Source organism: Mucilaginibacter dorajii (genome assembly GCF_024808255.1).
In the GTDB taxonomy this organism is placed as follows: domain Bacteria; phylum Bacteroidota; class Bacteroidia; order Sphingobacteriales; family Sphingobacteriaceae; genus Mucilaginibacter; species Mucilaginibacter dorajii.
In genome coordinates this window covers 180,915-204,681 of the sequence record NZ_JANTYS010000009.1, presented here as the reverse complement: position 1 = coordinate 204,681, position 23,767 = coordinate 180,915, and the positions used below count along the sequence as shown (strand labels likewise).

Sequence of the window (23,767 nt, the reverse complement as noted above, 5' to 3'; positions counted from 1 at the left end):
TTATCCATGAACTATGAACCCCTGCTAACAAAAATTATATTTTACAGCGCAATTTTACGTTATTTGAACCGTGGCCAGTTTAAACCCGTATCAGCGAAAAAGAAGATGGAAGTATTTACTGCTTGCGTTTGCAAGTGTAATTGCCAGCGGTAGTTTATTTTATACCAATTATTTGGTGCATAACATTGCCAAATCCGAACGTACACGGGCACAGGTTTGGGCCATGAGTATGCGGCAAATCCTCAACTCAGATGATAACGACTTTTTACAGTACACCCTTGCCGTTCGTGATAGTTTAACGGTGCCTGCTATTGTTGCTGATGCCAAAGGCGATATCAAAGGGGTACGCGGATTGGATACTACCAAAAATTATATTGACCTGCCTTCGCCTGGTAAAAAATACGATCCCGCCTATTTTAAGGAAGAGCTGGAGTATATGAAAAGTCAGCATGAGCCCATTAAATTGAAAATTTTAGGAGAAGAAACTTTTGTTTATTATAAAGATTCGGCCTTGTTGCAGCAATTACGCCTGTTTCCGTATGTGCAACTCACAGTTATCGCTATATTTTTACTGATGGCTTATACGGCATTCAGTTCGTCGCGTAAGTCAGAGCAAGACCAGGTTTGGGTTGGTTTGGCCAAAGAAACCGCTCACCAGTTGGGAACGCCAATATCATCCTTAATGGCCTGGATTGAGCTGATGAAGGAAAAATTCAACGCCGAAGATGATGTATTAGTTGCCGAAATGGAAAACGATGTAAAACGCCTTGAAATTGTGGCCGATCGTTTCTCAAAAATCGGATCTAAGCCGGTGTTAGAGGAGCATGGGGTTTATGCCGTTGTAAAAGATTTTGTTGATTATTTTAAAGTGCGGGTAAGTAAAAATATTGGTTTTGAGTTATCAGGAAACCCGCATTTAAAAGCGGGACTTAATATTCCGCTGTTTGATTGGGTGATAGAAAACCTGTTGAAAAATGCCGTAAATGCTATAGATGGCAAGGGAAGCATCAAAATAGAGATTGGCGGCAATAAAGTAAAAAACCAGGTATTTATTGATGTAACCGATACCGGCAAGGGCATACCGCGCTCAAAGTTCGATACCGTTTTTCAGCCGGGTTATACTACCCGTAAACGCGGTTGGGGGTTAGGACTGTCGCTCACCAAACGTATGATAGAAAACTATCACAACGGGCAGATATTTGTAAAAGACTCTGAATTAGGTAAGGGCACAACATTTAGGATAGTATTAAAAAACACACGTAATGATAAGCAGACCAAATCCTGACGAATATTCACCGTTTGCAGCGGGTTATGTAGCATTGGTACCCGATGAAAATGTTATCGAAAAATTAGAGGATCTGATGATCTCAAGCTACCAATTATTCAGCAGTCTTACAGAAGAACAAGGTGCTTACGCCTATGCCCTAGGCAAATGGACGATTAAACAAGCCCTTGGCCACATGATTGATACTGAGCGCACGTTTGCATACCGCGCCATGGTATTCTCTCGCAACCATATTGAGCTGCCCGGGTTCGACCAGGATGTGTATGTGGCCAATTCCGATTCGGATAGTCGTACGGTGCAGGATCTGGCTGCAGAATTTAAGGCAGCAAGGGAGTCAAACATCTACCTGGTTAAATCATTCAGCGACGAGCAATTGCTGCGCGATGGGATTGCCAGCCAGGCTCGCTTTACCGTAAGGGCATTTGTGTATATGATGGCCGGGCATGAGTTACACCATCTGAATATATTCAGGGGGCGGTATAGTATTGGGTGATATATAATAGAGCATAAATAAAAATGTCATTGCGAGTTGAAAAATCCGCGGACTGTGAAGGTGGAAATGACGTAGATCGCATGGCGGCGAAGACTCACCCGCCAGCGCTACGCGCGGCACCCTCTCTTCGGCTTCGCCGGAAAGAGGGGTTTGGAAATTCTTGAATTTATATTACTTGTAATCAATTGATTAACTGTTAAATCCCCTCTTTCCACCGCAGGTGAAGAGAGGGTGGCGGGCGCAGCCTCGCCGGGTGAGTCTTCGCCCGCGTTCAAAGCCAATGTTTGTGTAAAGTACAAAATGTCATTGCGAGGAACGAAGCAATCGCACGTTAGCAGGATTGATCTGCATAGTTCGCGATTGCTTCGTTCCTCGCAATGACATAATTAGTCACTAACGCTGTTGATCTTTTTACTTTTCTAACCTCGCTTCTTCTCTATCCAACACTTCCTTTTTCTCTATCCTGTATGACAGGAACAGGCCTGCTCCACCAAATATGGCTATTAAGGACAAGTAAAGGAAAAACACTTCATCGTCCATATCTCTGAAAACGCCATGGCTTAAAACAAAGGCCAAAAACAGGCCGATGCCGGAGCCGATCAACAGTAAACCCCATTTTAAATTCTGATAAGGTGCCGATTGTGGTTTGTACGCGCGTGGATCCATGCCGCGTTCAATCATGGCCATTCTTTCACGTTTGTATAAGTAGATGATTGCAAATATCATCATGAAAAAGCCAAGCGATATCACAATGCCTGCTAATATTCCTAAGTTCCCGGTATTCATTTTATTTAAGTTTTAATAAGTTAATAAATTTCTCTTTTTACAATCACCCTAATGGTGTATTTGTAGACTGTGACAACACGATTTAAAAATAGGTTACACCTGCCTAAAAAAAAGGCGGATGTAACAGGGATCGTTATTCCATGCCAATTCAGACGGTTAAGCACCACGATTGATATTGAACAGATTTTATCCAACCCGCAGATAAAAAAGGAAATGAAGGGCCCCGGCCGGCACTCATAAATAGATATTTATATATAGCCTGTTTAAAAATAAAAAGATCGTCATTGCGGGTTTTGAAATCCGGCGGCCTCCGAAGGAAGGCATGACGTAAACCGGGCGCAGAAGACTCACCCGGCGAGGCTTCGCCCGCCACCCTCTCTTCACCTGCGGTGGAAAGAGGGGTTTTAATAGTTAATCAATTGATTACAAGCAATATAAATTCAAGAATTTCCAAACCCCTCTTTCCGGCGAAGCCGAAGAGAGGGGGCCGCGCGTAGCGCTGGCGGGTGAGTCTTCGCCGCCATGCTATCTGCGTCATTTCCACCTTCACAGTCCGCGGATTCTATAACTCGCAATGACGGGTGTAGACGTGCTCAATGGAGGATATAAACATATTTTTGAAAGAAATTTAAACAGGCTCTATAGTTTATCAATCTTCATTTTCTGTTCATCTATCTGCCCAAAACTTAATCCAAAACTCATTTAAGGCAGATAGTTTTATCAAAAAAACATATTATGAAAAAGTTAACCTGTTTGTTTTGTATGCTTTTGTTTGTCTCATTGGCTTCGATAAAAGCCTATGCGCAAATTAGCGTGGGTATATCTATAAATGTTGCGCCGCCTGTTTTGCCTGTATATACGCAACCCGCTTGCCCGGTAGATGGTTATTTATGGACACCGGGCTACTGGGCCTATGATCAGGATGGTGGTTATTACTGGGTTCCTGGTGTTTGGGTAAGTCCGCCGCAGCCGGGTTATTTATGGACACCAAGTTATTGGGGATATGATGGAAACGTTTACGTGTACCACGAAGGCTATTGGGGGCGGCATATTGGCTTTTATGGTGGGGTTAATTATGGATATGGCTACGCTGGAAGCGGATATGTTGGTGGCCGTTGGGCTGGTAATTCATTTCAGTATAATACAGCTGTGGTAAATGTAAACACAACCGTTGTGCACAACACATACGTTAATAAAACAGTGATTAATAATGTTACCGTAAATAATAATACAAGCTTTAATGGCCCAGGCGGGATAACCACCAAACCAAAACCACAAGAGATTGCTGCCAGTAAGGAAGATCACGTACAACCAACTGCCGACCAGGTTACCCACAGGCAGGTTGCTGTAAAAGATCAAAACCAGTTTGCTAAAGTTAACAACGGCCGCCCCACTACAACGGCTATGAATAAGGTTAACGGTAGTCGCTTTACGTCAGAAGGGCATAATGCAGCGAATTCGCTTAATCCGGGAAATAAACCAGATGCTAATACTGCAAAAAAAGATAATCCGGGCAATGTCGTAAAAAAACAAAACGTCGATAATTCTCAACCGGAAGGAAGCGATAACAACCAACACCGCGGCAACAATAAACCGGCAAAAGCAAACAACAATGCTCAGCATGTGCCTTCTGTTCCGTCAAGACACCCGGTAAATCAACAACATCGATCACAAAACAAACCAAAACCACAGGAACACGAAAAGCACAGATAACCCCGTACATACCAGGCAAAAAAGGCTGATTTTCATCGATGAAAATCAGCCTTTTTTGCCTGGTATTATTGTTTACAAAAGATGCTCAAAATAAGCTTATGCTTTAATGAAAGCTAATAAATCTTTATTAATGGTATCTGCTTCTGTAGCCGGCATGCCATGAGGGAAACCAGGATAAGAGATCAGCGTGCCATGTTTCAGTAATTTAAATGCTTTAGCGCCCGAAATAGGGAAGGGAACAATCTGGTCATCTTCGCCATGCAAAACCAGAACCGGGATATCTACACTTTTCAAATCTTCGGTAAAATCTGTTTCCGAAAAAGCCTTAATACCATCATGTTGCGCTTTTACGCCGCCCATCATACCCTGGCGCCACCAATTATCCTGAATGCCTTGCGATATTTTGGCACCTTCACGGTTGTATCCATAAAACGGAACAGTAAAATCTTTAAAGTATTGGGCCCGGTTAAATGCGGTACCCTGCCTAATTTCGTCAAATATGGCCATTGGCACGCCATCGGGGTTATTTTCGGTTTGTACCATTAACGGGGTAACGGCGCTAATCAATACTACTTTAGCTACACGGCCTTTACCAAGGTTAGCTGCATAGTGAATGGCTTCGCCGCCACCTGTAGAGTGCCCTATATGAATGGCGTCTTTCAAGTCAAGCGCTTCGGTAAGTGCGGCAACATCTGCTGCGTAAGTGTCCATATCATGTCCGCCGGCAACCTGGGTCGACCGGCCATGACCACGGCGATCATGTGCAATTACACGGTAGCCTTGTTTAAGGAAAAACATCATTTGGGCATCCCAGTCGTCGCCCGATAATGGCCAGCCATGATGAAATACCAGTGGTTTTCCTGTTCCCCAGTCTTTGTAATAAATTTCGGTTCCGTCTTTTGTGGTGATAGTGCTCATGTTTTTAATTGTTTAAGTGATGTATTGTTTTGTTGATTCAAAGATGGGGCCATTTTAACCGGTAGCACTTGACGTAGATTAAGAAATGATATTTATTTTTTTATTTCGCTAATCAGCAGGTTTAAAATCACAGAACACTCCCTTAAACAATAAAACCCCGGCAAACAATTACCTGGGCTTTTATATTTTTTCTCCCCCTTTAGGGCTACCGTGTACCCATATCCTTTTGGAGTCATATCATTAACAAAAAACGTTGTCATTTCGAACGAACCAGTAGGGATTGCGCGCCGGAGGTGAGGAGAAATCTTGTAAAAGCGGACATTCGGCCGTGCAAGGCGTGCAAGATTTTTCGCTGCGCTCAAGAGAGAGTTTCTCCTCGCACCCCCGCTTTTTCCCGCGCTTGCTCGTTCGAAATGACATTTTATTTAAACAAAAAGGATGTGGGTACACGGTAGCCTTTAGGGGGCCGGGGAGCTAATTCATCCTATACGGAGCAATCAGATAAAATTCCGGGATCAGTACATTAAAACTGGCGTTATCCAGCAAGCGGTTCATTTGGTATTCGCCTTTCATGCTGCCCATATCGGTTTTAAGGTTGCAGCCCGATACATATTCGTGGGCGTGACCAGGCTCAATGATTGGTTGCTGACCAACTACACCTTCCCCCTCAACTTCGCGTTTGGCGCCATTTGAGTCGAAAATGTACCAGTGGCGGCTAATTAATTGTATAGCGTAGTTGCTCATGTTCTCGATATGTACCTTGTAGGCAAACATAAAGTGATCATTAGCCGGGTTTGAGTATTCGGGCTGATATATGGTTTCGATGGAAACCTTAACACCTTCAGTTATAGTGGTAACCATGTGGATTTTGTGTCGTTAAATTCAAATATATAATTTCCGAACAAATATTACGCCATTTCGATGGCATATTTTTCATCTATTTCAGCCAGTATCTGGTTAACCTCTTCTAAGTTAGCTGCCGTTACCAGCCTCATCCTGTACTCTTTAAAGTGATCAACCCCTTTAAAATAGTTTGAATAGTGCCTGCGCATTTCAAAAATGCCCGTTTTGGGTCCTTTCCACTCCACAGATTTTTGCAAGTGGGTTGAGCAGGCTGCAATCCGTTCGGTGATGGTTGGCTTATCTAAATGCTCGCCGGTATTAAAAAAGTGCTTGATCTCGCGGAAAATCCAGGGATAACCAATGGCCGCGCGGCCAATCATCATGCCATCTACGCCAAATTCCATTTTCCAGTTTGCGGCTTTTTCGGGCGAATCGATGTCGCCATTACCGAAAATGGGGATTTTTATACGCGGGTTCTTTTTAATATCACGTATCAACGACCAGTCGGCAACACCTTTATACATCTGTGCACGGGTACGGCCATGGATGGTTAGGGCTTTAATGCCCACATCCTGTAAGCGCTCGGCAACTTCGTAAACGTTTTTGGTGTTATCATCCCAGCCTAAACGGGTTTTTACCGTTACCGGAAGGTGCGTAGCGTTAACAACTGCTTTGGTCATGGCTACCATTTTATCAATATCCTGCAATAAACTGGCACCGGCACCACGGCAGGCTACCTGTTTTACCGGGCAGCCGTAGTTGATATCCATCAAATCGGGACCGGCTAAAGAAGCGATTTCCGTAGCTTCGCGCATATGATCAATATCACTGCCGAAGATCTGGATACCGATAGGGCGTTCGTATTCAAAAATATCAAGCTTTTGACGGCTTTTTGCCGCGTCGCGAATCAGGCCTTCGCTTGAGATAAATTCGGTGTACATCATATCCGCACCGTTTTGCTTACACACGTAACGGAAAGGAGGATCGCTCACATCTTCCATCGGCGCCAGCAACAGCGGGAACTCCCCTAAATCAATATTTCCTATTTGTACAGACATCCTTATCTTTATCCCTGCAAAAATACGATTTTTACCCCAAATGATACAAGAGCCCATCAAGGAGTATATACCACAACGCAGTTATATCAGTCCTTTTATACAATTTTTGACATTGGTGGGAATAACCATTGCCGCTTTATTTGTTTTTACGGCTATCGCTGCTGGTATAATCCTGGCGCTCTTTGGTTTAAAAACGTTAACCAACACTTTCGGGTTTAATACGCAAGACCCTCATGTAGGCGTTGCCTTGTGGATATTACAAATAGTAAGCACCACCATACCCCTGTTTATAGCGCCGGTTATTTTTGCCCGGCTCATTGTTCATCAGCCACAGGAATATCTTAAACCAACATTTAAATTCACCCCTGTTTTGTTGGCCATCGTATTCAGCATTATGCTTTTCTCCATGCCAACAATGGAGGTGCTAAGCAATATTAACCAAAAACTGGTATTACCCCATGCGTTAAAAGGCCTTGAAGACTGGATGCGCAACGCCGAGCAGGCCGCACAAAAAGCCACCGAGGCCATGCTGCATATGAATACCATTTGGGATATGCTTTGGGCCGTTTTTGTAGTTGGTTTATTAACCGCCATTGCCGAAGAATTTTTGTTTCGCGGAGTTATTCAAACGATATTTTTAAAGTGGACAAAAAACAAACACGCTGCTATTTGGATAACCGCCATTTTGTTCAGCGCGTTTCATATGGAGTTTTTTACCTTTTTGCCAAGGGTTTTCCTGGGCGTTATATTTGGTTATTTTGTGGTGTATAGCGGCAGCATCTGGACGAGTGTTTGGGCGCATTTTTTAAACAATAGCTCGGCAGTGGTTATAACCTACCTGTTTCAGCATAAAGCCATTAAATTAGATCCTGATGATCAGCATGTATTTAATTTGGGGGCCTATGCTTTTAGCTTGATAATTGTTTTATTTTTGCTGTTTGTATACCGTAAAGTGGCTATGGATAAAAAGCTTACATTGAATTGATGGAAAAAAACTGGGTCAAAATTTTTGCGTCATCCAATTTTTACCAATCAGAGATTGTTAAGCAGGTACTTACCGGCCACCATATTGATACCGTATTATTAAACAAACAAGATTCATCGCACAAGGCCTTTGGCGATATTGAAGTTTACATTCACCAGGAGGATTTTAGCAAGGCCATCGAGATCATGATCCTCAATCAAATTAGTTTATGAGATTACGCGCCATAACCGGCTTCTTTTTTATCATTGTAATGATTGGCTCTAACTTGTTGGGCCCCTATGTTTTCAGCATTTTTTTCCTGGCACTGTCTTTACTTTGCCTGTTTGAGTTTTACAAGCTGGTACGCGAAAGCGGCATCAAAGCAAGTCGCGAAACCGGGATTATTAACGGAGGACTGCTGTTCCTGTTCTTTGCGGCCAATTGTTATTTCCCGGCATGGCCTTTTATTTTTTGCCTGCCCGTAACGTTTAGCGCTGTTTTTATACAAGAGCTTTATAAAAAAACACAGGCCCCGTTCAGTAATATCGCTTTTACTTTCCTGGGTATCCTGTTTGCAGTAATGCCTTTTATGTTTTTCCACGCCATGGCGTTTATTAAGGGCAGCGAAAGCTTTAACTTTCATGTACCGCTGGCATTTTTGATCATGCTGTGGAGTAACGATACCGGCGCTTACCTGGTAGGCAGCAAATTGGGTAAAACCAAGCTGTTTGAAAGGCATTCGCCTAAAAAAACCTACGAAGGTTTAATTGGCGGCATCATCATCAGCGCTGTAGCGGCATTGATATTAAGCCATTTTTATGTAGAATATACCTGGAAACAATGGGTAACCATGGCCATCCTTATTTCGTGCTTTGGTACCATGGGCGATCTGGTAGAATCAATGTTTAAACGCAGCATTAATGTGAAGGACAGCGGCGGCATATTACCAGGCCATGGCGGCTTGTTAGACAGGTTCGACGGGCTGTTAATGGCTGCACCAATTGTTTATGCGTACCTGTACTTCATTTCAAATTAGTAGTTTTGTAATAAATCACCTATAATATGACTTTTCATAAAGAAGGCTATACCTCACTCGCGCTAACAGTACTGGTTATTTTTGTACTGAATGCTTTAGTTCAATTCTATCTTCCGCAGGCACATGTGCTTAAATGGATCATCTATATTCTATCCGGATTTTTATTCCTGGTGATAGTACAGTTTTTCCGCAGCCCGTTCTTTGATATTACTACCAGCGAGACAACCGTGCTTTGCCCCGCCGACGGTAAAGTTGTTGTGATTGAAGAAACCGACGAAACAGAGTTTTTGAAAGACAGGAGGATCCAGTTATCGGTATTTATGTCGCCGGTGAATGTACACGTTAACCGTAACCCAATTGCGGGCGTGGTAAGCTATTTTAAATACCATAAAGGCAAATACCTGGTTGCCTGGCACCCAAAATCATCTACCGAAAACGAACGAACCACTATCTGCGTTCAAAACAGCGAAGGCGTATCGGTATTATTCAGACAAATTGCCGGTGCGTTGGCCCGCAGGATTGTATGGTATGTAAAAGAAGGTGATATTGTGGAGCAGGGCCAGCAGTTTGGCTTTATCAAATTTGGATCGAGAGTTGACGTATTTTTGCCATTAGGTACCAAAATACTGGTAAACATTGGCGATGTGGTAAAAGGCGGCCGTACTGTTTTAGCCGAATTGCCAAGCGCGTTATCTGACGTAACTGCCAAGCCTGCCGCTAAAGTGATGCCGGTTAATGATCCCGAGCCCACCGTGATTGCTAATGAGAGCCACCAGCAGGAATTGCCTTTAGTAATTGATCATCCCGAAGTTGAAAAACCGGTTAAAAAGGCTGCCCCTGCAAGGAAACCTGCTGCAAAACCCAAAAAGGATAAAGAATAAAAATAGGGTTAATAGCGCTGGGCGCTTCGCATAAGTTAATAAACGGAGTCCTTGCTGAGCTGTGAAATTTCGCGAAATTCTGAAGGTGGAATGGCACTATAAAGCTATGTCATTGCAAGTTGTAAAATCCGGCGGACTGTGAAGGAAAGCATGACGTAAACCGGGCGCAGAAGACTCACCCGCCAGCGCTTCGCTGGCCACCCTCTCTTCACCTGCGGTGGAAAGAGGGGTTTCAATAGTTAATCAATTGATTACAAGGAATATAAATACAAACAATCTTCAAACCCCTCTTTCCGGCGAAGCCGAAGGAGGGTGCCGCGCGTAGCGCTGGCGGGTGAGTCTTCGCCTCCATGTGATCTACGTCATTTCCACTTTTACGGTTTATAACCCCAATAACAAGGAGTCCCCAATATAATACCTCAAAAAAGACAGGCAACCGCCGCCGTGTTTTTCAAATAAAACAGCCCGAAAACGCGATTTTTCATACTTAAATTATATTTTTATATCCTGTGCTAATTGTGCCGATACAGGCAGGGTTGGAAAATTAAGATTGACTGATAATAAAATGCCATCACCCGCTGCTTTAAAAAAGATACGGCCTATACAGCTCATCGCTGTCATCTTCTTTACTGTATCTGGCGGCCCCTACGGTTTGGAGCCTTTGCTCAGTTATGCCGGTGATCATGGCGCGCTGTTGATACTGCTGCTTACTCCTTTGCTTTGGGATGTACCCGCTATTTTTACCGTGTTGGAACTAAATAGTATGATGCCCGTAACCGGCGGCTATTACAAATGGGTAAAATATGCTTTAGGCACCCGTTGGGGATTTTATGAAGGCTGGTGGACCTGGCTTTACACCTTTGTTGACCTGGCCATTTACCCGGTGCTGTTTGTGATGTACGCCTCTTTCTTTTACCCCGAATTGGCTGGTTATAAGATCCCTGTTTGCCTCATGATCATCTGGGCTTCGGCGGGCTTAAATATATTGGGTATCGTGCCGGTAGGGAAGGTGTCGCTGTTTTTAAGTGCCATTGTGCTGGCACCGGTTATTATTGTAATTGTGCTGGCGGTGCATCATCATGCCGGGCCAATGTCAATCCCTGCGCCATCGTTAAAAGGCATTAACTTTCCGTCATTCGGGATGGCGTTGTACACGGTAATGTGGAACTGCCTGGGCTGGGACAATATTACTACCTATGCGGAGGAGGTTGAAAAGCCCATCCGCTCTTATATGATATCCATGTTTATCGCCTTTGTGCTGGTGATGCTGGTATACTTTTTTATTACCTGGGTAGCCCAGCAATCGGGGATTAACCACGATACTTTAACTAACGATGGTTTGCCGTCGTTAGGTGTGCGGATAGCCGGGCACTGGCTGGGTGTGTTGATTGCGGTGGGTGGTATGGCAAGCTCATTGGGTATTTATTCGGCAGTGCTGCTCTCGGTATCACGGGTACCGCAGGTAATGGCCGAAGATAATTTGCTGCCGCGAAAGCTTAACCGCCTGCACCGCAGGTTTAAAACGCCCTATATTTCTATCATCATCTGCTCCATTGTAGTAAGCTTCATGGTACTATGGACCTTTGCCGATTTGCTCATTATCGATGTAACCGTTTATGGTGCGGGGCTTTCTTTAGAGTATATCTCGCTGGTAAAACTCCGGTTGAAGGAACCTCATAAACCCCGGCCATTTAAGATCCCGTTAAGTGTAACAGGCCTGTGCCTGGTGATAGCCTTGCCTTTTGTAGTTTACGCGGTTGCCCTGGGTGGCGCGCTGTCCTCAACCCCCGAGGCATTGAAGGCTGCTGGTTTTGCCATTGCCGCCCTGCTAAGTGCCGAGGTGGTATGGCAAATCATTTTGCTCAACCGCCCGCAGTTTAAAAAGTGATTCACCTGGTGGCCAACAAACAGATCGTTTGGTATGTTGGCCGGAGAAATAGTTTTTAAACCTAAATGTGGGATAGGAGGCACCTACAGAGCCAAAGTTCCGAAATGAAAAAGCTATAAACACGTGACTCCGCTGGAGTCTGAAAATAGTTTTTCCGGCTCCGTAGGTGCCCCGGGTTTATAGCAATACCTTGTTGTGGTTTTGGCTCCATAGGTGCCTCCTTTTTAAAAGTGGTTTCCCTGGTGATGTCGTCCCCAAAACTTCTTAAAGGATACCGTAAGGATAAGTTTGGTGATAGAAAGGGGATAGTTAAGGACATTATGAGTGTGAGAAGAGAATCTGTAAGGTATTCACAGGTAGCCTTTTCAACAATAAAAACCTGTTTTAAAAAGAATAGGGCCATTATTGGCCCTGAATTAAATTTTAAAAATAAGCAGAAGCGAATTTGTAAAAATTTGGAGTGGGTGGCACAGAAATAATCGTCCGGCTGCCAATCAAAAATTCTACGTTTTATTTAAATTTGAACAAACACCACCTTCATGAATGTAAAACAAAACTTTCTGTTAATGATTACCGGCCTTGCTATTGCTGCGGGCTGTAAGCAAAACAGCAAAACCGAGCACATTGACAAAGCCATTAGTGCCGATGAGATCAAATCACAAATAGCAGTGCTGGCTGCCGATTCGCTGATGGGGCGTAAGCCCTTCACCGGCGGCGAGAATAAGACGATAGCCTATATTTCATCCCAGTTTAAAAAGGCAGGTCTGGAACCTGGCAATAATGGCAGTTACTTTCAGGATGTGCCCATGGTTGAAGTTACCAGTACGCCATCGGCCACCATGCAGATCACAGGTGGTAAAACAGCTATGAACTTTACTGCCGACTCTGATTTTGTAGCCTCTACCCGGCAGGAAGTACCCGCTGTAGGGCTTAACAAGTCGCCGCTTGTGTTTGCAGGTTACGGCGTTGTTGCGCCTGAATACGGCTGGAATGATTACGCGGGCCTGGATGTCAGAGGAAAGACGGTTATTGTTTTGGTTAATGACCCCGGCTATAAAAATGGCAATCCTACGTTTTTCAAGGGCGATACCATGACCTACTATGGCCGCTGGACCTATAAATACGAAGAGGCTGCCCGGCAGGGCGCTGCAGGCGTGATCATTGTACACCAAACAGATCCGGCAAGCTATGGTTGGAAAGTGGTACAAAACAGCTTTACCGGTGCCAAACTTTATCTTACCGAAAAAGATAAACACATGTCGCGCTGTAAGGTTGAGGGCTGGATGACCGAGGCTGCAGCAACAAAACTTTTGGCCGATGCCGGCATAACCGGTGATATTCGCGCTATCGCCCGTAAAAAGGGTTTCAAAGCCATGCCGCTTAACCGGGAGGTTTCATTAGGTATCACTACTAAGCTAAAATACTCAACTTCGCACAATGTAATTGCTATGATAAAGGGAAGTGCCCGCCCCGATGAATGCGTGTTATACACAGCCCATTGGGATCACCTGGGCATAGGGAAACCCGATGCCAAAGGCGATAGTATATACAATGGCGCGGTTGATAATGCCAGCGGTGTTGCAGCTATCATCAGCATAGCTAAAGCCTTTAAAACGGCTAAAGAAAAGCCACAGCGCTCCATTGTGTTCCTGGCCGTTACTGCCGAGGAACAGGGCTTGTTAGGATCTGAGTACTATGCCACACACCCCATATTTCCGTTAAATAAAACTGTTGCCGATCTTAACATGGACGCTCTTGGCGATTATGGATCGACCAAAGACATTGCTATAACCGGGAAAGGGCAGAATGAACTGGAAGATTATGTACAGGAAATTGCTACGGCCGAGGGCTTAACCACTGTGGGCGATAGGAAACCCGGCTCGGGCAGCTATTACCGCAGCGACCATTTTAACTTTGCTAAATTAGGCGTGCCCGCATTAGATATCAATAACGGCAGCATCAGCGTAGCCAACGGTGCCGATTTTGGCGAGGCCCGCCAAAAGGATTATACAGACAACCGCTATCACCAGCAACAAGACAATTACAGCGATAGGATGGATGTAACCGGTATGATGCAGATTGCCGAAATTATGTACCGGATAGGGACTAAGCTTAGCGACGAAACCACATTCCCCGGCTGGAAACCAGGATCGGAATTTAAAGCTGTTAGAGATAAAGCGATGGGGAAATAGAGCCAATAGAATCAAGAGATTAGAGTCAAGAGTTAAGACTGAAAAATAGCACGCAAAAAAATCCACCCCGTAACAGAAGGTGGATTTTTCATTGTATATATATGTTGAAACTGTGCCCGCTATAGGGGATCTTAGTTGGTCATTTTAGCCATGTTGAAGCTTTCGAAAGCCATTTTTTGATTGTACTCGTTGGCGATAGCTTTATAGTTGATCAGGTCGATAATGGTACCGATAAAGCAAAAGCCTGCTGTAAAGAAATATAGTAAGCCCATGCCAATCTGATCCGTCATGAAACGTTGTACGCCTGCTGCGCCCACAAAGCCCAATAAGGTAGCCAGCATCAGATCTTGCGGGTTACGGCGTTTGCCATAGTAAACATTCATAAAATACCGTTGTTGATTTTCATCAAGTGAAGCGGTAGCCTGTTGCAAAAAGGCAAATTCTTCGGGAGTGATCCCATCGAACATCATATATGGATTTTGGTAAGTGCTCATCGTTTTAAAGATTATTTGTTGTTTGTTTTGATGATATAAAGGTACTACAGCACGCCAAAAATGCCTATGGGAGATAGGTTAGCACGGCAAACAAGTCGGTGAAATGGCTGGTTTGGGCGGTGAAAAAAAGAATCAGGAGATTAGAGTCAAGAATCAAGACAAGAACCGGCGTTATCGGGTAGTGCTTTTCGATGTCGAGGGGAAGACGTGAAGTCGGCTTAGTACATATATCCTATGAGATATAACCAACACAGCCGGAACGCCAAGCCAATGCGCGTGAAATGAATTGCGCAGCTGGCCGTGAAAAAGATAAATGATGGAATGCCCCAGTCCGCAGCCGGGGCACCAGGTAATGCCCATGAGCTTTAATGGGCATAAAGTAAAATGCGATGTGGCTTGTGGCGGAGTTAGAGCCAGGCACAACATGCCGGTGATCCAGAAAACGAGTTCGAAATATTTTCTAAAAAGCCGTTTAATCAACCTTGTTTGATTTGTTGGTGAATAGTAAAGATACCGCAAATGCCAATATTACGCCAACAAGTAAAGCGCCAAATATCCGGCCCGAGAAATCGCGGAGCGTATTGGCTGTTGATATATAGCTGAAGTATAATATAACCGCGAAAACAGTTACAATACCACCGGCTATCAGTATTTTAAAGCTCTGTATCAGGGCTTCTAAAAAGCCCATCTGATTTTTACATTCGTTTTTGCGATAGGTGTAAATGCCAAAAAACAAACCAATGGCCGGGATCAGGAACGAAAAGTACTCTAATGGCGCTACCTGGTCATTAACCGGCCCTATACCCGCGCTGTGCATTACATAAATCCAGATTCCGCTTAATACGCCAATCATCGCGCCCCATAAAATCGCATTTTTCATGATGTTAAAATTTGGTTTAAATATTTAGGTTGAGCTCAGGGAATTATTCCATGAATTTATCATTAAAAAGTAAATAAACCATCATATTGTTTGCACTGATTTATACAATTTAACCCGATTTATTTAAAGTGCCTTTTTTGCGTACATTTGCATCAGTTTGAACATCCGTGATATATTAGATAGATATAAAGCTGATGACCGGATCAAAGCATTGGCCACCGCGCTTAATGCTTCAAAAAATCCAAGGGTACAGCTTCGTGGTTTAGTCGGATCGAGTGATGCGGCCATGGCGGTAGCATTGTATTTTTTACAGCACAAACACATGGTGTTCGTATTGCCCGACAGGGAAGAAGCGGGCTATTTCCAGGCCGATCTGGAAAACCTTACCGGTAAAGAAGTTTTACTTTTCCCATCATCATACCGCAAGCCTTTTGAATTTACCCAGCCCGATAGCAGCAATGTACTTGCCCGTGCCGAGGTATTGAATGAATTGAACCATTCATCGGAGTTTGGCCAGCTGATAGTTACCTACCCCGAGGCTATGGCCGAAAAGGTGATAGACCGCGCATCACTGGAGAAAAACACGCTCGAAATTGCGGTAGGCAACAAATTAAGCATCGACTTTATCAACGAGTTTTTAATTGAGTACGATTTTGAACGGGTTGATTTTGTGTACGAGCCCGGGCAGTTCTCTGTACGTGGCGGTATAGTTGATATCTTTTCTTTTTCGCATAACCTGCCTTACCGGGTGGAGTTCTTCGGTGATTTTATTGAATCTATCCGTACGTTCGAGATTGAAAGCCAGTTATCTGTTGAGCAGGTAAAAAGCATCACTATTGTGCCTAATGTACAATCTAAATTTTTAACAGAGAGCAATATCTCTTTGTTGGAGTATGTAGATCCCGGCACACAGGTATGGATTAAAGATGTACAGTTTACCTTAGATATCATCCAATCCGGCTTTAAAAAGGCGGTTAACCTGTGGAAGGCTTTATCTGCCGATGAAAAAACGCAAAACCCTGATTGGATTGATCCTAAATTTGGCTTTACCGACGAAAAATTAATTGCCGATCAGCTTTTTGATTTCCCTGTGGTGGAGTTTGGTAAACAGTTCTTTTACCAGGCCAATACCACTATAAATTTTGATATGCGCCCGCAGCCATCTTTTAATAAAGATTTTACGCTGCTTATCCACAACTTTAAAAATAACGAGGCAGCTCAGATAGAGAATTTTATACTTACAGACTCGGCCCGCCAGGTGGAACGTTTATACGCCATACTGGAGGATCTGGATAAAACGGTGAAATTTACCCCGGTAAGTATTTCTATACGGGAAGGATTTGTTGACCAGGAACAAAAGTTAGCCTGCTATACAGATCATCAGATTTTTGACAGGTATTATAAATATAAACTCAAAAAAGGCTATCAACGGTCGCAGGCCATCACCCTAAAGGAACTGCGCGACCTTAAACCAGGCGATTTTGTAACCCATATTGACCACGGCATTGGCAAGTACGCCGGCCTGGAAAAGGTGGAGGTTAACGGCAAGCAACAGGAAATGATCCGGCTGATTTATGCTGATAACGACCTGCTTTACGTAAATATTAATTCGCTTAACCGCATCAGCAAATACAGCGGAAAAGAAGGCACCCAACCCAAAATGAACAAGCTGGGTACCGATACCTGGGAGCGCCTGAAGAAAACCACAAAAAAAAAAGTTAAAGACATAGCCCGCGACCTGATTAAGCTATACGCCCTGCGTAAAGCCCAGCATGGTAACGCGTTTTCCCGCGATAGCTACCTGCAAACAGAGCTGGAAGCTTCATTCTTGTACGAGGATACCCCCGACCAGGAGAAAGCCACTGCCGATTTTAAAAAAGACATGGAATCGCCGCACCCTATGGATAGGTTGATATGTGGCGATGTGGGTTTTGGTAAAACAGAGGTTGCCGTACGGGCGGCATTTAAAGCCGTTGCCGATAGCAAGCAGGTGGCCATATTGGTGCCTACCACCATTTTAGCCGCGCAGCATTATAAAACCTTTACCGATAGGCTGAAGGGCTTCCCCGCTAATATTGATTACATCAACAGGTTTAAAACCAGTAAACAGATTAAGGATACTTTAGAGAAGCTGAAGGATGGTAAGGTAGATATCATTATTGGTACCCACCGCCTGGTGAGCAAGGATGTAAAGTTTAAAGACCTGGGGTTGATGATTATTGATGAGGAGCAAAAGTTTGGGGTAAGCACCAAAGAAAAGCTGAAGCAAATGCGCGCCAATGTTGATACGCTTACGCTTACGGCTACGCCTATCCCGCGTACGCTGCATTTCTCTTTAATGGGGGCCCGCGATCTTTCTATCATATCAACCCCGCCGCCTAACAGGCAGCCGGTGGTTACCGAGCTGCATGTGTTTAATGATAAATTGATTAAAGAAGCGGTAGAGTTTGAAATAGAACGCGACGGCCAGATCTTTTTTATCCATAACCGGGTTGCCGATTTGCCCCAATTAGGTGGAATGATCCGTAAATTGGTGCCCAAAGCCCGCATTGGCATAGCTCACGGGCAGTTAGAAGGCGACGCGCTGGAAGACGTAATGCTGAAGTTTGTGAACCACGAGTACGATGTACTGGTGGCTACAACCATTATTGAGGCTGGTTTGGATATCCCTAATGCCAACACCATTATCATCAACTACGCCCACATGTTTGGCCTGAGCGATTTGCACCAGATGCGCGGTAGGGTGGGCCGGAGCAATAAAAAAGCATACTGTTACCTGTTGAGTCCGCCGTTATCAACGCTCACCAGCGAGGCCCGTAAGCGGCTTAGCGCTATTGAAGAATTTAGTGACCTGGGCAGCGGCTTTAACGTAGCCATGCGCGATCTGGATATCCGCGGCAGCGGGAACCTGTTAGGTGCCGAACAAAGCGGTTTTATTGCCGAGATCGGTTTTGAAATGTACCACAAAATTTTGGACGAGGCTATTCAGGAATTAAAGGAAGATGAGTTTAAAGGCGTATTCCCCGATGATAAGCCAAGGCCTTATATTTCCTTTACCCAGATTGATACCGACCAGGAGATCCTGATCCCGGATGAGTACGTAACCAATCTGTCTGAACGTTATAACCTGTATACCGAGTTATCCAAACTGGAAACAGAGGTAGAACTCACCGCTTTTCAACAGCAACTGCATGACCGTTTTGGCCCGATACCGCCACAGGTGCACGATCTTTTAAACACCATGCGCCTGCAATGGATGGGTAAGGCTATCGGTTTTGAAAAGATCTCCTTGAAAAAGAACGTACTGCGTGGCTACTTTATCACCAACCAGCAATCATCTTACTTTGAAACCGAGGCATTCCATAACGTACTGGCATTTGTGCAGGCCAACCCAAGGCGCACCAATTTAAAAGAAGTTAAAAATACCCTGCGCTTAAGTGTTGAAGGTGTGCATAGTATTGATCAGGCGCTGCTGTTTTTGAATGAAATGGCAGGGTTAGTGGGAGCGTAGAGGATACTTTTGTAATCAATAAATCTTCAAATCCACAATATCCTTAGCATTGTTATCCAACCCTATTGAGGGTGCAAATACTTTATCCCGGGTATTGATTACACCGTCGTGGTTATTATCCCTGAAACGGATGTCGCCAATTGAAGGGGAAGGGGTTTGCGAGGGGGAGTTATTGATATCTGCCTGGGTGGTGAAAATTCCTGCAGGCACATAGCCATTGTAAAAGTTTTTCAGACTGCCGTTTTCAATTAAGATAAAACAACGGGGTTGGAAACGGGCGGTAATGGTTGCGATACCGTCTGCCCCTGTCGTGGCCTGGTATGTTGGTTTATTGTTCAATACAGACGCGGAGTCTTTATATAAATGAATGGTAGCGCCTGCGGATACAGCGCCGGTGCGTCCATCGGTTACGGTAATTTGCAGGATGGTAGTATTGTCATCCTTACGGCAGGAGCCAAACAAGGTGATCATTAAACAAGCTAATAATAAGGTTTTAATTGCCGGCATAGCGCTAAAATACAAACGGTGGCGGATAAATAACAGCTTTGTTTTTAACAGGATTGAAAGACATTTGTCGTTATTTAACCTATAGGATTAAAGTGCCGGAGTTTGTCAGTTACCAATAAAAAAGCAGCGATTATGATTATAATCGCTGCTAATATTTTTAATGATATTTTCATGGCTTCGGCCGTGGGTTAACCTCAAATTATACCTTCTTATAAATGGCATCCAGGTTCCGCCCCATTTCTTTATAATCTAAACCATATCCAACCACAAATTCATTTTCAATCTCGAAGCCTACGTATTTCAGTTCATCTATCTTTTTTTGCAGAGCATCGGGTTTTAGCAGTAGCGAACAAACTTTTATGGAAGCCGGTTCGCGTTCTTTTAGCTTGTCTATCAGGTAATGAACAGTATTGCCGGTATCTACAATATCTTCAATAATTAACACATCACGGCCTTTAATATCCACAATCAAATCAATATCGTCGCGAATTTTAAGCTTGCTGGTTGTGCCGCCATAGTAGGAAGCCAGTTTGGTAAAGGAAATTTCGCAGGGGATGGAGATTTGTTTGATAAGGTCGGCAATGAATAAAAAGCTGCCGTTAAGCACACCAACAAATACAGGTACGCTATTTTTAAAATCTTCGTTTAGCTGTAGGCCAATGGTTTTTACACGCGCTTCAATGGTTTCGGCGCTTATAAGGGGTTCAAACTCAAGGTCTGCAATTTTAATTTTCATATGGTGCGGTTATAGGGGTATTTAAATGGTCGGCATTTTTTTATGGATGCTGAAAACGGTAAAAAATTAATCTACTAAAATACTAAAAACGCCTAAGAGTTGCACCACAATTAATTGTAACATATATAACACTATCTTTGCCCTTCCATGATCGACTACCAGGCCCACACCTTACCCAATGGCATCCGCATTTTGTTTAAGCCATCGCCCTTTACCATAACGCACTGCTGCTTTATTGTTAACGCCGGCTCGCGCGATGAAATGCCCGGGCAGGAGGGTTTAGCTCATTTTATTGAGCACCTGCTGTTTAAAGAAACCGAAAGGCGCAACACCAATCAAATCTTAAACCGGCTGGAATTAGTTGGAGCGGATTTAAACGCCTATACTACCAAAGAATATACCTGTATTCACGCATCGCTGCTAAATCAGCACCTGGAACGTAGTATGGATTTGTTTGAAGATATCCTGTTTCACTCCACCTTTCCCGAAGAGGAACAGGAAAAAGAACGGGGCGTAATACTGGATGAAATAGCATCCTACCTCGATCAGCCGGAAGAAGCTATCCAGGATGATTTTGAAGAGTTGCTGTTTAAGGACGATCCCTTCGGCAAAAACATTTTGGGTACACCCGAAACCGTTGGCCGCATGAACAGCGATGATATGCGGACTTTTATCAAGGCCAACTACAGTACATCTGAAATGATTTTTGCGGTACATGGCAATTACGATTTTAAAAAGGTAGTGAAACTGGGCGAAAAGTATTTTGGCGGGGTTGCCGAGCATTACCCTAAAAAAAACAGGGTAAAGCCACAGCTTAATGATAGCGGTATTTTTATAGTTAAAAAGCCCATTTCCCAAACACATTGCATTATAGGCGGACAGGCTTATGAATCACTGCATGAGTATAAAAATGCGCTGTTGCTGTTGAACAACCTGTTGGGCGGCATGGGAATGAGCAGTCGGTTAAACCTGGAAATAAGGGAAAAACATGGCATAGCCTACACCATCGAATCAAACTACACCACGTTTACGGATACCGGCATCTTCTCCATTTATTTTGGAACCGATACCGAGAAAGCCGACAAAGCAACACGACTGGTACACAAAGAGTTGAAAAAACTGCGCGAACAAAAGTTAGGCACTCTGTTACTGCACCAGGCTAAGCAAAAATTTATAGGACAGATAGCGCTGGCCGAAGAGAACCGCCTGAGCCTGATTATCTCTATGGCTAAAAGTTTGCTCGATTTTAATCATATTGATACACTTGAGGATATTTTTGCCAAAATTAACGCGGTTACAGCCGAACAATTGCTGGAGATAAGCAACCAGATATTTGATAATGACAGGCTTATTACATTGAAGTTTGAGCCTAAATAATAAACCCGTATTTTTGCAAAATGAAGTACCCTATCATCGCCTACGGAGACCCTGTTTTAAGAAAAAAAGCTACGGCCATTGAACCGGATGAATATCCTCATATAAAAGAGCTGGTTAACAACATGTTTGAAACCATGTATGGTGCCCGTGGCGTAGGATTGGCAGCCCCGCAGGTGGGGATGTCCATGCGTTTGTTTGTGATTGATGCTACCCCTTTTGATGATGAAGACCCGGATTTGAAGGACTTTAAAAAGGCGTTTATCAACGCTACTATTTTAGAAGAAACCGGCGAAGAATGGCCATTTAATGAAGGCTGTTTAAGCATCCCCGATATTCGCGAAGACGTTTACCGTAAACCAGTAGTCAAATTATCATACTATGACGAGGACTGGAAACACCACGAAGCAACATTTAAAGGTATGGCTGCCCGCGTAATCCAACACGAGTATGATCATATTGAAGGCAAGCTGTTTACCGATAAACTAACGCCCTTACGCAAACGCCTGATTGAGAAAAAACTCAACAATATATCAAAAGGCGAAGTTGACGTAGATTACAAAATGAAATTCCCGGCCGCTAAGAAGGGGAGATAGTTTGCAGTTTGCAGTTTGCAGTTTTCCGGATAGCGATGGGTTTAAAACCTTGAGTGTTCGAAACGTTGAATAAAAGTCAATCAGCGAAGCACTATATCCGGATTGCCTCCGCATGCTTCAACAATAATGATTGTTAAGAGTTCTTCCAACTCCATTTTGACCCTTCTTTTGGCTGTCTTGTATCCTACATTATTATGCTTTTTGTAGATATGGATCAGCATAGCCAGAATAAGGGTCATATAAAGGATTATTTTGATCCCATTTAAGTTAGTTGATAAGAAGTGACTGAAGTTAAGTTCCTGTTTAATAAACCTAAAAAATACTTCGATGTCCCATCGCTGCTTGTAGATCATGATAATATCCTGCACGGGAATAAGTTCTTTATCAGTATCTTCCTTCATGTTAGTAACAAAGAGAATTAGCTTGTCTTGTTCATCTTTAGTTGTTATTAAACGAAATGGAACATCGACTCTTTTATTCTTACTGCCATAAAGATATACCCATTCGTCTTTTAGTATGGTCAGATTACCCACCTTTCGGTTTACAGGAAGTAATAACTCTTCTATGACTTTAGATCTGCTATTTGTTCTTACCCTGGTAACAAATCGTAATTCCTTTTCATCCAAATCGACATATGCTTGCCGGTTCTGTACCCCCCGGTCAAATACAAATACATTATCCTTGTGCGTATCAACAAGTGCGAGAATTGCCTTCGGGATGGTTTTATCTTCACTTAGTTCTGCCTGCTCTGTAAAGACTTTTACACTGCTTGGCAATAATCCATCAAGAGATATCGTATACTTAATTTGTTTCTTCCCGTCTTTTTTTATTCCTGTGGTCATTCCTTTTTCCAGCTTGCTGGCGGTTTCAGTCACCATCGTAGAATCTACCCGGGTGATATTATACTTTAATGTTTCTTTCGGTTTAAAATGTTCATGGAATAAGCTATATATCATCTTGTATGACTCTTCAAAAAAGTCCAGGTTCATGGTCGCAAGCCGGTCAGAAATGGAATTGTAACGGGTAGTCTGGCCGGGATCAAGATTAAACAAAAGTTTGAATCGGCGGGAGTTGAAAGTATCTTCCAGGCTCCGTAAACTTGTACGCTCATTTTCTGCAAGACCATACAAAAGCAGATAAAACATACTTCTGCCGAATAAAACTTTAGCCTGATAATCAACACCTGTTTTGGCGGCCAGGGCACTAACAGACTGGTCAGGTATAAATGTCAGTAATTGCTTAACGGTTACTTTATCGAGATTCTCAGTTGTCATTGATGCCCGAAAGATACATTGATAGCTGTTAAAAAAAATCACGGAAGCTTATCTTAATAATCACATTATCAGAATATTATCAACATAAAATGTGAATAAATGCCGGAAATAAAAAATGAAAATCCACTTATAATGTTTCGAACACTCAAGGTTTAAAACCCATCGCTATCCGGAAAACCGATAATCAGGCTTCATGAAAATTCCAATAATTTTTTAAGTCGATAAATTCCGGTTCAGACAATCAAAATCCTGTAAAATCTGATAAATCCGTTTAATCCCGGTTCAGAAAAAAGTCAAATAATCAAAACAAACAATCCCCGAAAGGAATTATTCTTAAC

21 protein-coding genes and 1 pseudogene are annotated in these 23,767 nt (G+C 43.5%); 12 read left to right on the top strand and 10 right to left on the bottom strand.

From position 1 onward, the window contains the following. Positions 1-70 precede the first annotated feature (70 nt). Together FHS10_RS14525 and FHS10_RS14520 are read left to right on the top strand one after the other, a co-directional pair. On the top strand, positions 71-1,285 hold the full coding sequence (locus FHS10_RS14525; protein WP_259091691.1) for a sensor histidine kinase: 1,215 nt from the start codon (positions 71-73) through the stop codon (positions 1,283-1,285). Beyond that, entirely contained in the window at positions 1,263-1,778 is a 516-nt protein-coding gene (locus FHS10_RS14520; protein WP_259091690.1) for a DinB family protein, read from the top strand. Before FHS10_RS14525 ends, FHS10_RS14520 begins: the two co-directional genes overlap by 23 nt. A 411-nt stretch (positions 1,779-2,189) precedes the next feature. Here FHS10_RS14520 and FHS10_RS14515 read toward each other — a convergent pair whose 3' ends face one another. Further along, positions 2,190-2,564: a DUF6249 domain-containing protein gene (locus tag FHS10_RS14515; protein WP_259091689.1), complete on the bottom strand. Its 375-nt coding sequence runs from the start codon at positions 2,562-2,564 to the stop codon at positions 2,190-2,192. A 735-nt stretch (positions 2,565-3,299) separates the two neighbouring features. On the opposite strand from FHS10_RS14515, the gene FHS10_RS14510 reads away from it, so the two are divergent. Further along, entirely contained in the window at positions 3,300-4,277 is a 978-nt protein-coding gene (locus tag FHS10_RS14510; RefSeq protein WP_259091688.1) for a YXWGXW repeat-containing protein, read from the top strand. 96 nt (positions 4,278-4,373) lie between these two features. Here FHS10_RS14510 and FHS10_RS14505 read toward each other — a convergent pair whose 3' ends face one another. The 3 genes from FHS10_RS14505 to dusB all read right to left on the bottom strand — a co-directional run bounded on the left by FHS10_RS14505 (position 4,374) and on the right by dusB (position 7,096). Beyond that, positions 4,374-5,195 carry an alpha/beta fold hydrolase gene (locus FHS10_RS14505; RefSeq protein WP_259091687.1) on the bottom strand — a complete coding sequence of 274 codons (822 nt, stop codon included), beginning with the start codon at positions 5,193-5,195 and terminating at the stop codon, positions 4,374-4,376. Positions 5,196-5,669: 474 nt separating this feature from the next. Then, positions 5,670-6,056, bottom strand: coding sequence for a Co2+/Mg2+ efflux facilitator ApaG/CorD (apaG, locus tag FHS10_RS14500; RefSeq protein WP_259091686.1), 387 nt, complete (start codon positions 6,054-6,056; stop codon positions 5,670-5,672). A gap of 47 nt (positions 6,057-6,103) precedes the next feature. After that, complete coding sequence (dusB, locus tag FHS10_RS14495; RefSeq protein WP_259091685.1) at positions 6,104-7,096, bottom strand: tRNA dihydrouridine synthase DusB; 993 nt, start codon at positions 7,094-7,096, stop codon at positions 6,104-6,106. 40 nt (positions 7,097-7,136) lie between these two features. Between dusB and FHS10_RS14490 the strand changes: the two genes are divergently transcribed. The 6 genes and pseudogenes from FHS10_RS14490 (at position 7,137) to FHS10_RS14465 (ending at position 14,057) form a co-directional block, all read left to right on the top strand. Then, positions 7,137-8,081, top strand: a complete 945-nt coding sequence (locus FHS10_RS14490) for a CPBP family intramembrane glutamic endopeptidase (protein WP_259091684.1) — start codon at positions 7,137-7,139, stop codon at positions 8,079-8,081. Beyond that, a complete protein-coding gene (locus tag FHS10_RS14485; RefSeq protein ID WP_259091683.1) occupies positions 8,081-8,293 on the top strand; it encodes a putative signal transducing protein in 213 nt (70 codons plus the stop codon). Before FHS10_RS14490 ends, FHS10_RS14485 begins: the two co-directional genes overlap by 1 nt. Beyond that, complete coding sequence (locus FHS10_RS14480; RefSeq protein ID WP_259091682.1) at positions 8,290-9,096, top strand: phosphatidate cytidylyltransferase; 807 nt, start codon at positions 8,290-8,292, stop codon at positions 9,094-9,096. The genes FHS10_RS14485 and FHS10_RS14480 overlap by 4 nt, the downstream gene beginning before the upstream one ends. 26 nt (positions 9,097-9,122) lie before the next feature. Continuing rightward, positions 9,123-9,776, top strand: a pseudogene (locus FHS10_RS14475) (phosphatidylserine decarboxylase family protein); the annotation flags it as partial. 766 nt (positions 9,777-10,542) lie between these two features. Next, on the top strand, positions 10,543-11,865 hold the full coding sequence (locus FHS10_RS14470; protein ID WP_259091681.1) for an APC family permease: 1,323 nt from the start codon (positions 10,543-10,545) through the stop codon (positions 11,863-11,865). 539 nt (positions 11,866-12,404) lie between these two features. Then, positions 12,405-14,057, top strand: a complete 1,653-nt coding sequence (locus tag FHS10_RS14465) for a M28 family metallopeptidase (protein ID WP_259091680.1) — start codon at positions 12,405-12,407, stop codon at positions 14,055-14,057. 131 nt (positions 14,058-14,188) lie between these two features. Here the strand turns inward: FHS10_RS14465 and FHS10_RS14460 are convergent, their stop codons facing one another. From FHS10_RS14460 to FHS10_RS14450, 3 genes are all read right to left on the bottom strand, one after another. Beyond that, entirely contained in the window at positions 14,189-14,551 is a 363-nt protein-coding gene (locus tag FHS10_RS14460; RefSeq protein ID WP_259091679.1) for a TM2 domain-containing protein, read from the bottom strand. A gap of 171 nt (positions 14,552-14,722) precedes the next feature. Continuing rightward, a complete protein-coding gene (locus FHS10_RS14455; protein ID WP_259091678.1) occupies positions 14,723-14,977 on the bottom strand; it encodes a DUF2752 domain-containing protein in 255 nt (84 codons plus the stop codon). 46 nt (positions 14,978-15,023) lie between these two features. Beyond that, the gene (locus tag FHS10_RS14450) at positions 15,024-15,431 is read right to left on the bottom strand and encodes a DUF4199 domain-containing protein (RefSeq protein WP_259091677.1); all 408 of its coding nucleotides are present in this window, start codon (positions 15,429-15,431) and stop codon (positions 15,024-15,026) included. 157 nt (positions 15,432-15,588) lie between these two features. Here FHS10_RS14450 and mfd point away from each other — a divergent pair, with 157 nt between their 5' ends. Beyond that, complete coding sequence (gene mfd / locus FHS10_RS14445) at positions 15,589-18,942, top strand: transcription-repair coupling factor (protein WP_259091676.1); 3,354 nt, start codon at positions 15,589-15,591, stop codon at positions 18,940-18,942. Between the two features lie 15 nt (positions 18,943-18,957). On the opposite strand, the gene FHS10_RS14440 is transcribed toward mfd, so the two are convergent. Beyond that, a complete protein-coding gene (locus FHS10_RS14440; protein ID WP_259091675.1) occupies positions 18,958-19,449 on the bottom strand; it encodes a hypothetical protein in 492 nt (163 codons plus the stop codon). A 199-nt stretch (positions 19,450-19,648) separates the two neighbouring features. After that, positions 19,649-20,185, bottom strand: a complete 537-nt coding sequence (gene hpt / locus FHS10_RS14435; RefSeq protein WP_259091674.1) for a hypoxanthine phosphoribosyltransferase — start codon at positions 20,183-20,185, stop codon at positions 19,649-19,651. Between the two features lie 150 nt (positions 20,186-20,335). On the opposite strand from hpt, the gene FHS10_RS14430 reads away from it, so the two are divergent. Together FHS10_RS14430 and def are read left to right on the top strand one after the other, a co-directional pair. Beyond that, the gene (locus tag FHS10_RS14430) at positions 20,336-21,562 is read left to right on the top strand and encodes a M16 family metallopeptidase (protein WP_259091767.1); all 1,227 of its coding nucleotides are present in this window, start codon (positions 20,336-20,338) and stop codon (positions 21,560-21,562) included. Between the two features lie 20 nt (positions 21,563-21,582). After that, positions 21,583-22,155 carry a peptide deformylase gene (def, locus tag FHS10_RS14425; RefSeq protein WP_259091673.1) on the top strand — a complete coding sequence of 191 codons (573 nt, stop codon included), beginning with the start codon at positions 21,583-21,585 and terminating at the stop codon, positions 22,153-22,155. Between the two features lie 80 nt (positions 22,156-22,235). Here def and FHS10_RS14420 read toward each other — a convergent pair whose 3' ends face one another. After that, the gene (locus FHS10_RS14420) at positions 22,236-23,429 is read right to left on the bottom strand and encodes an IS4 family transposase (RefSeq protein ID WP_259091672.1); all 1,194 of its coding nucleotides are present in this window, start codon (positions 23,427-23,429) and stop codon (positions 22,236-22,238) included. Positions 23,430-23,767: the final 338 nt, after the last annotated feature.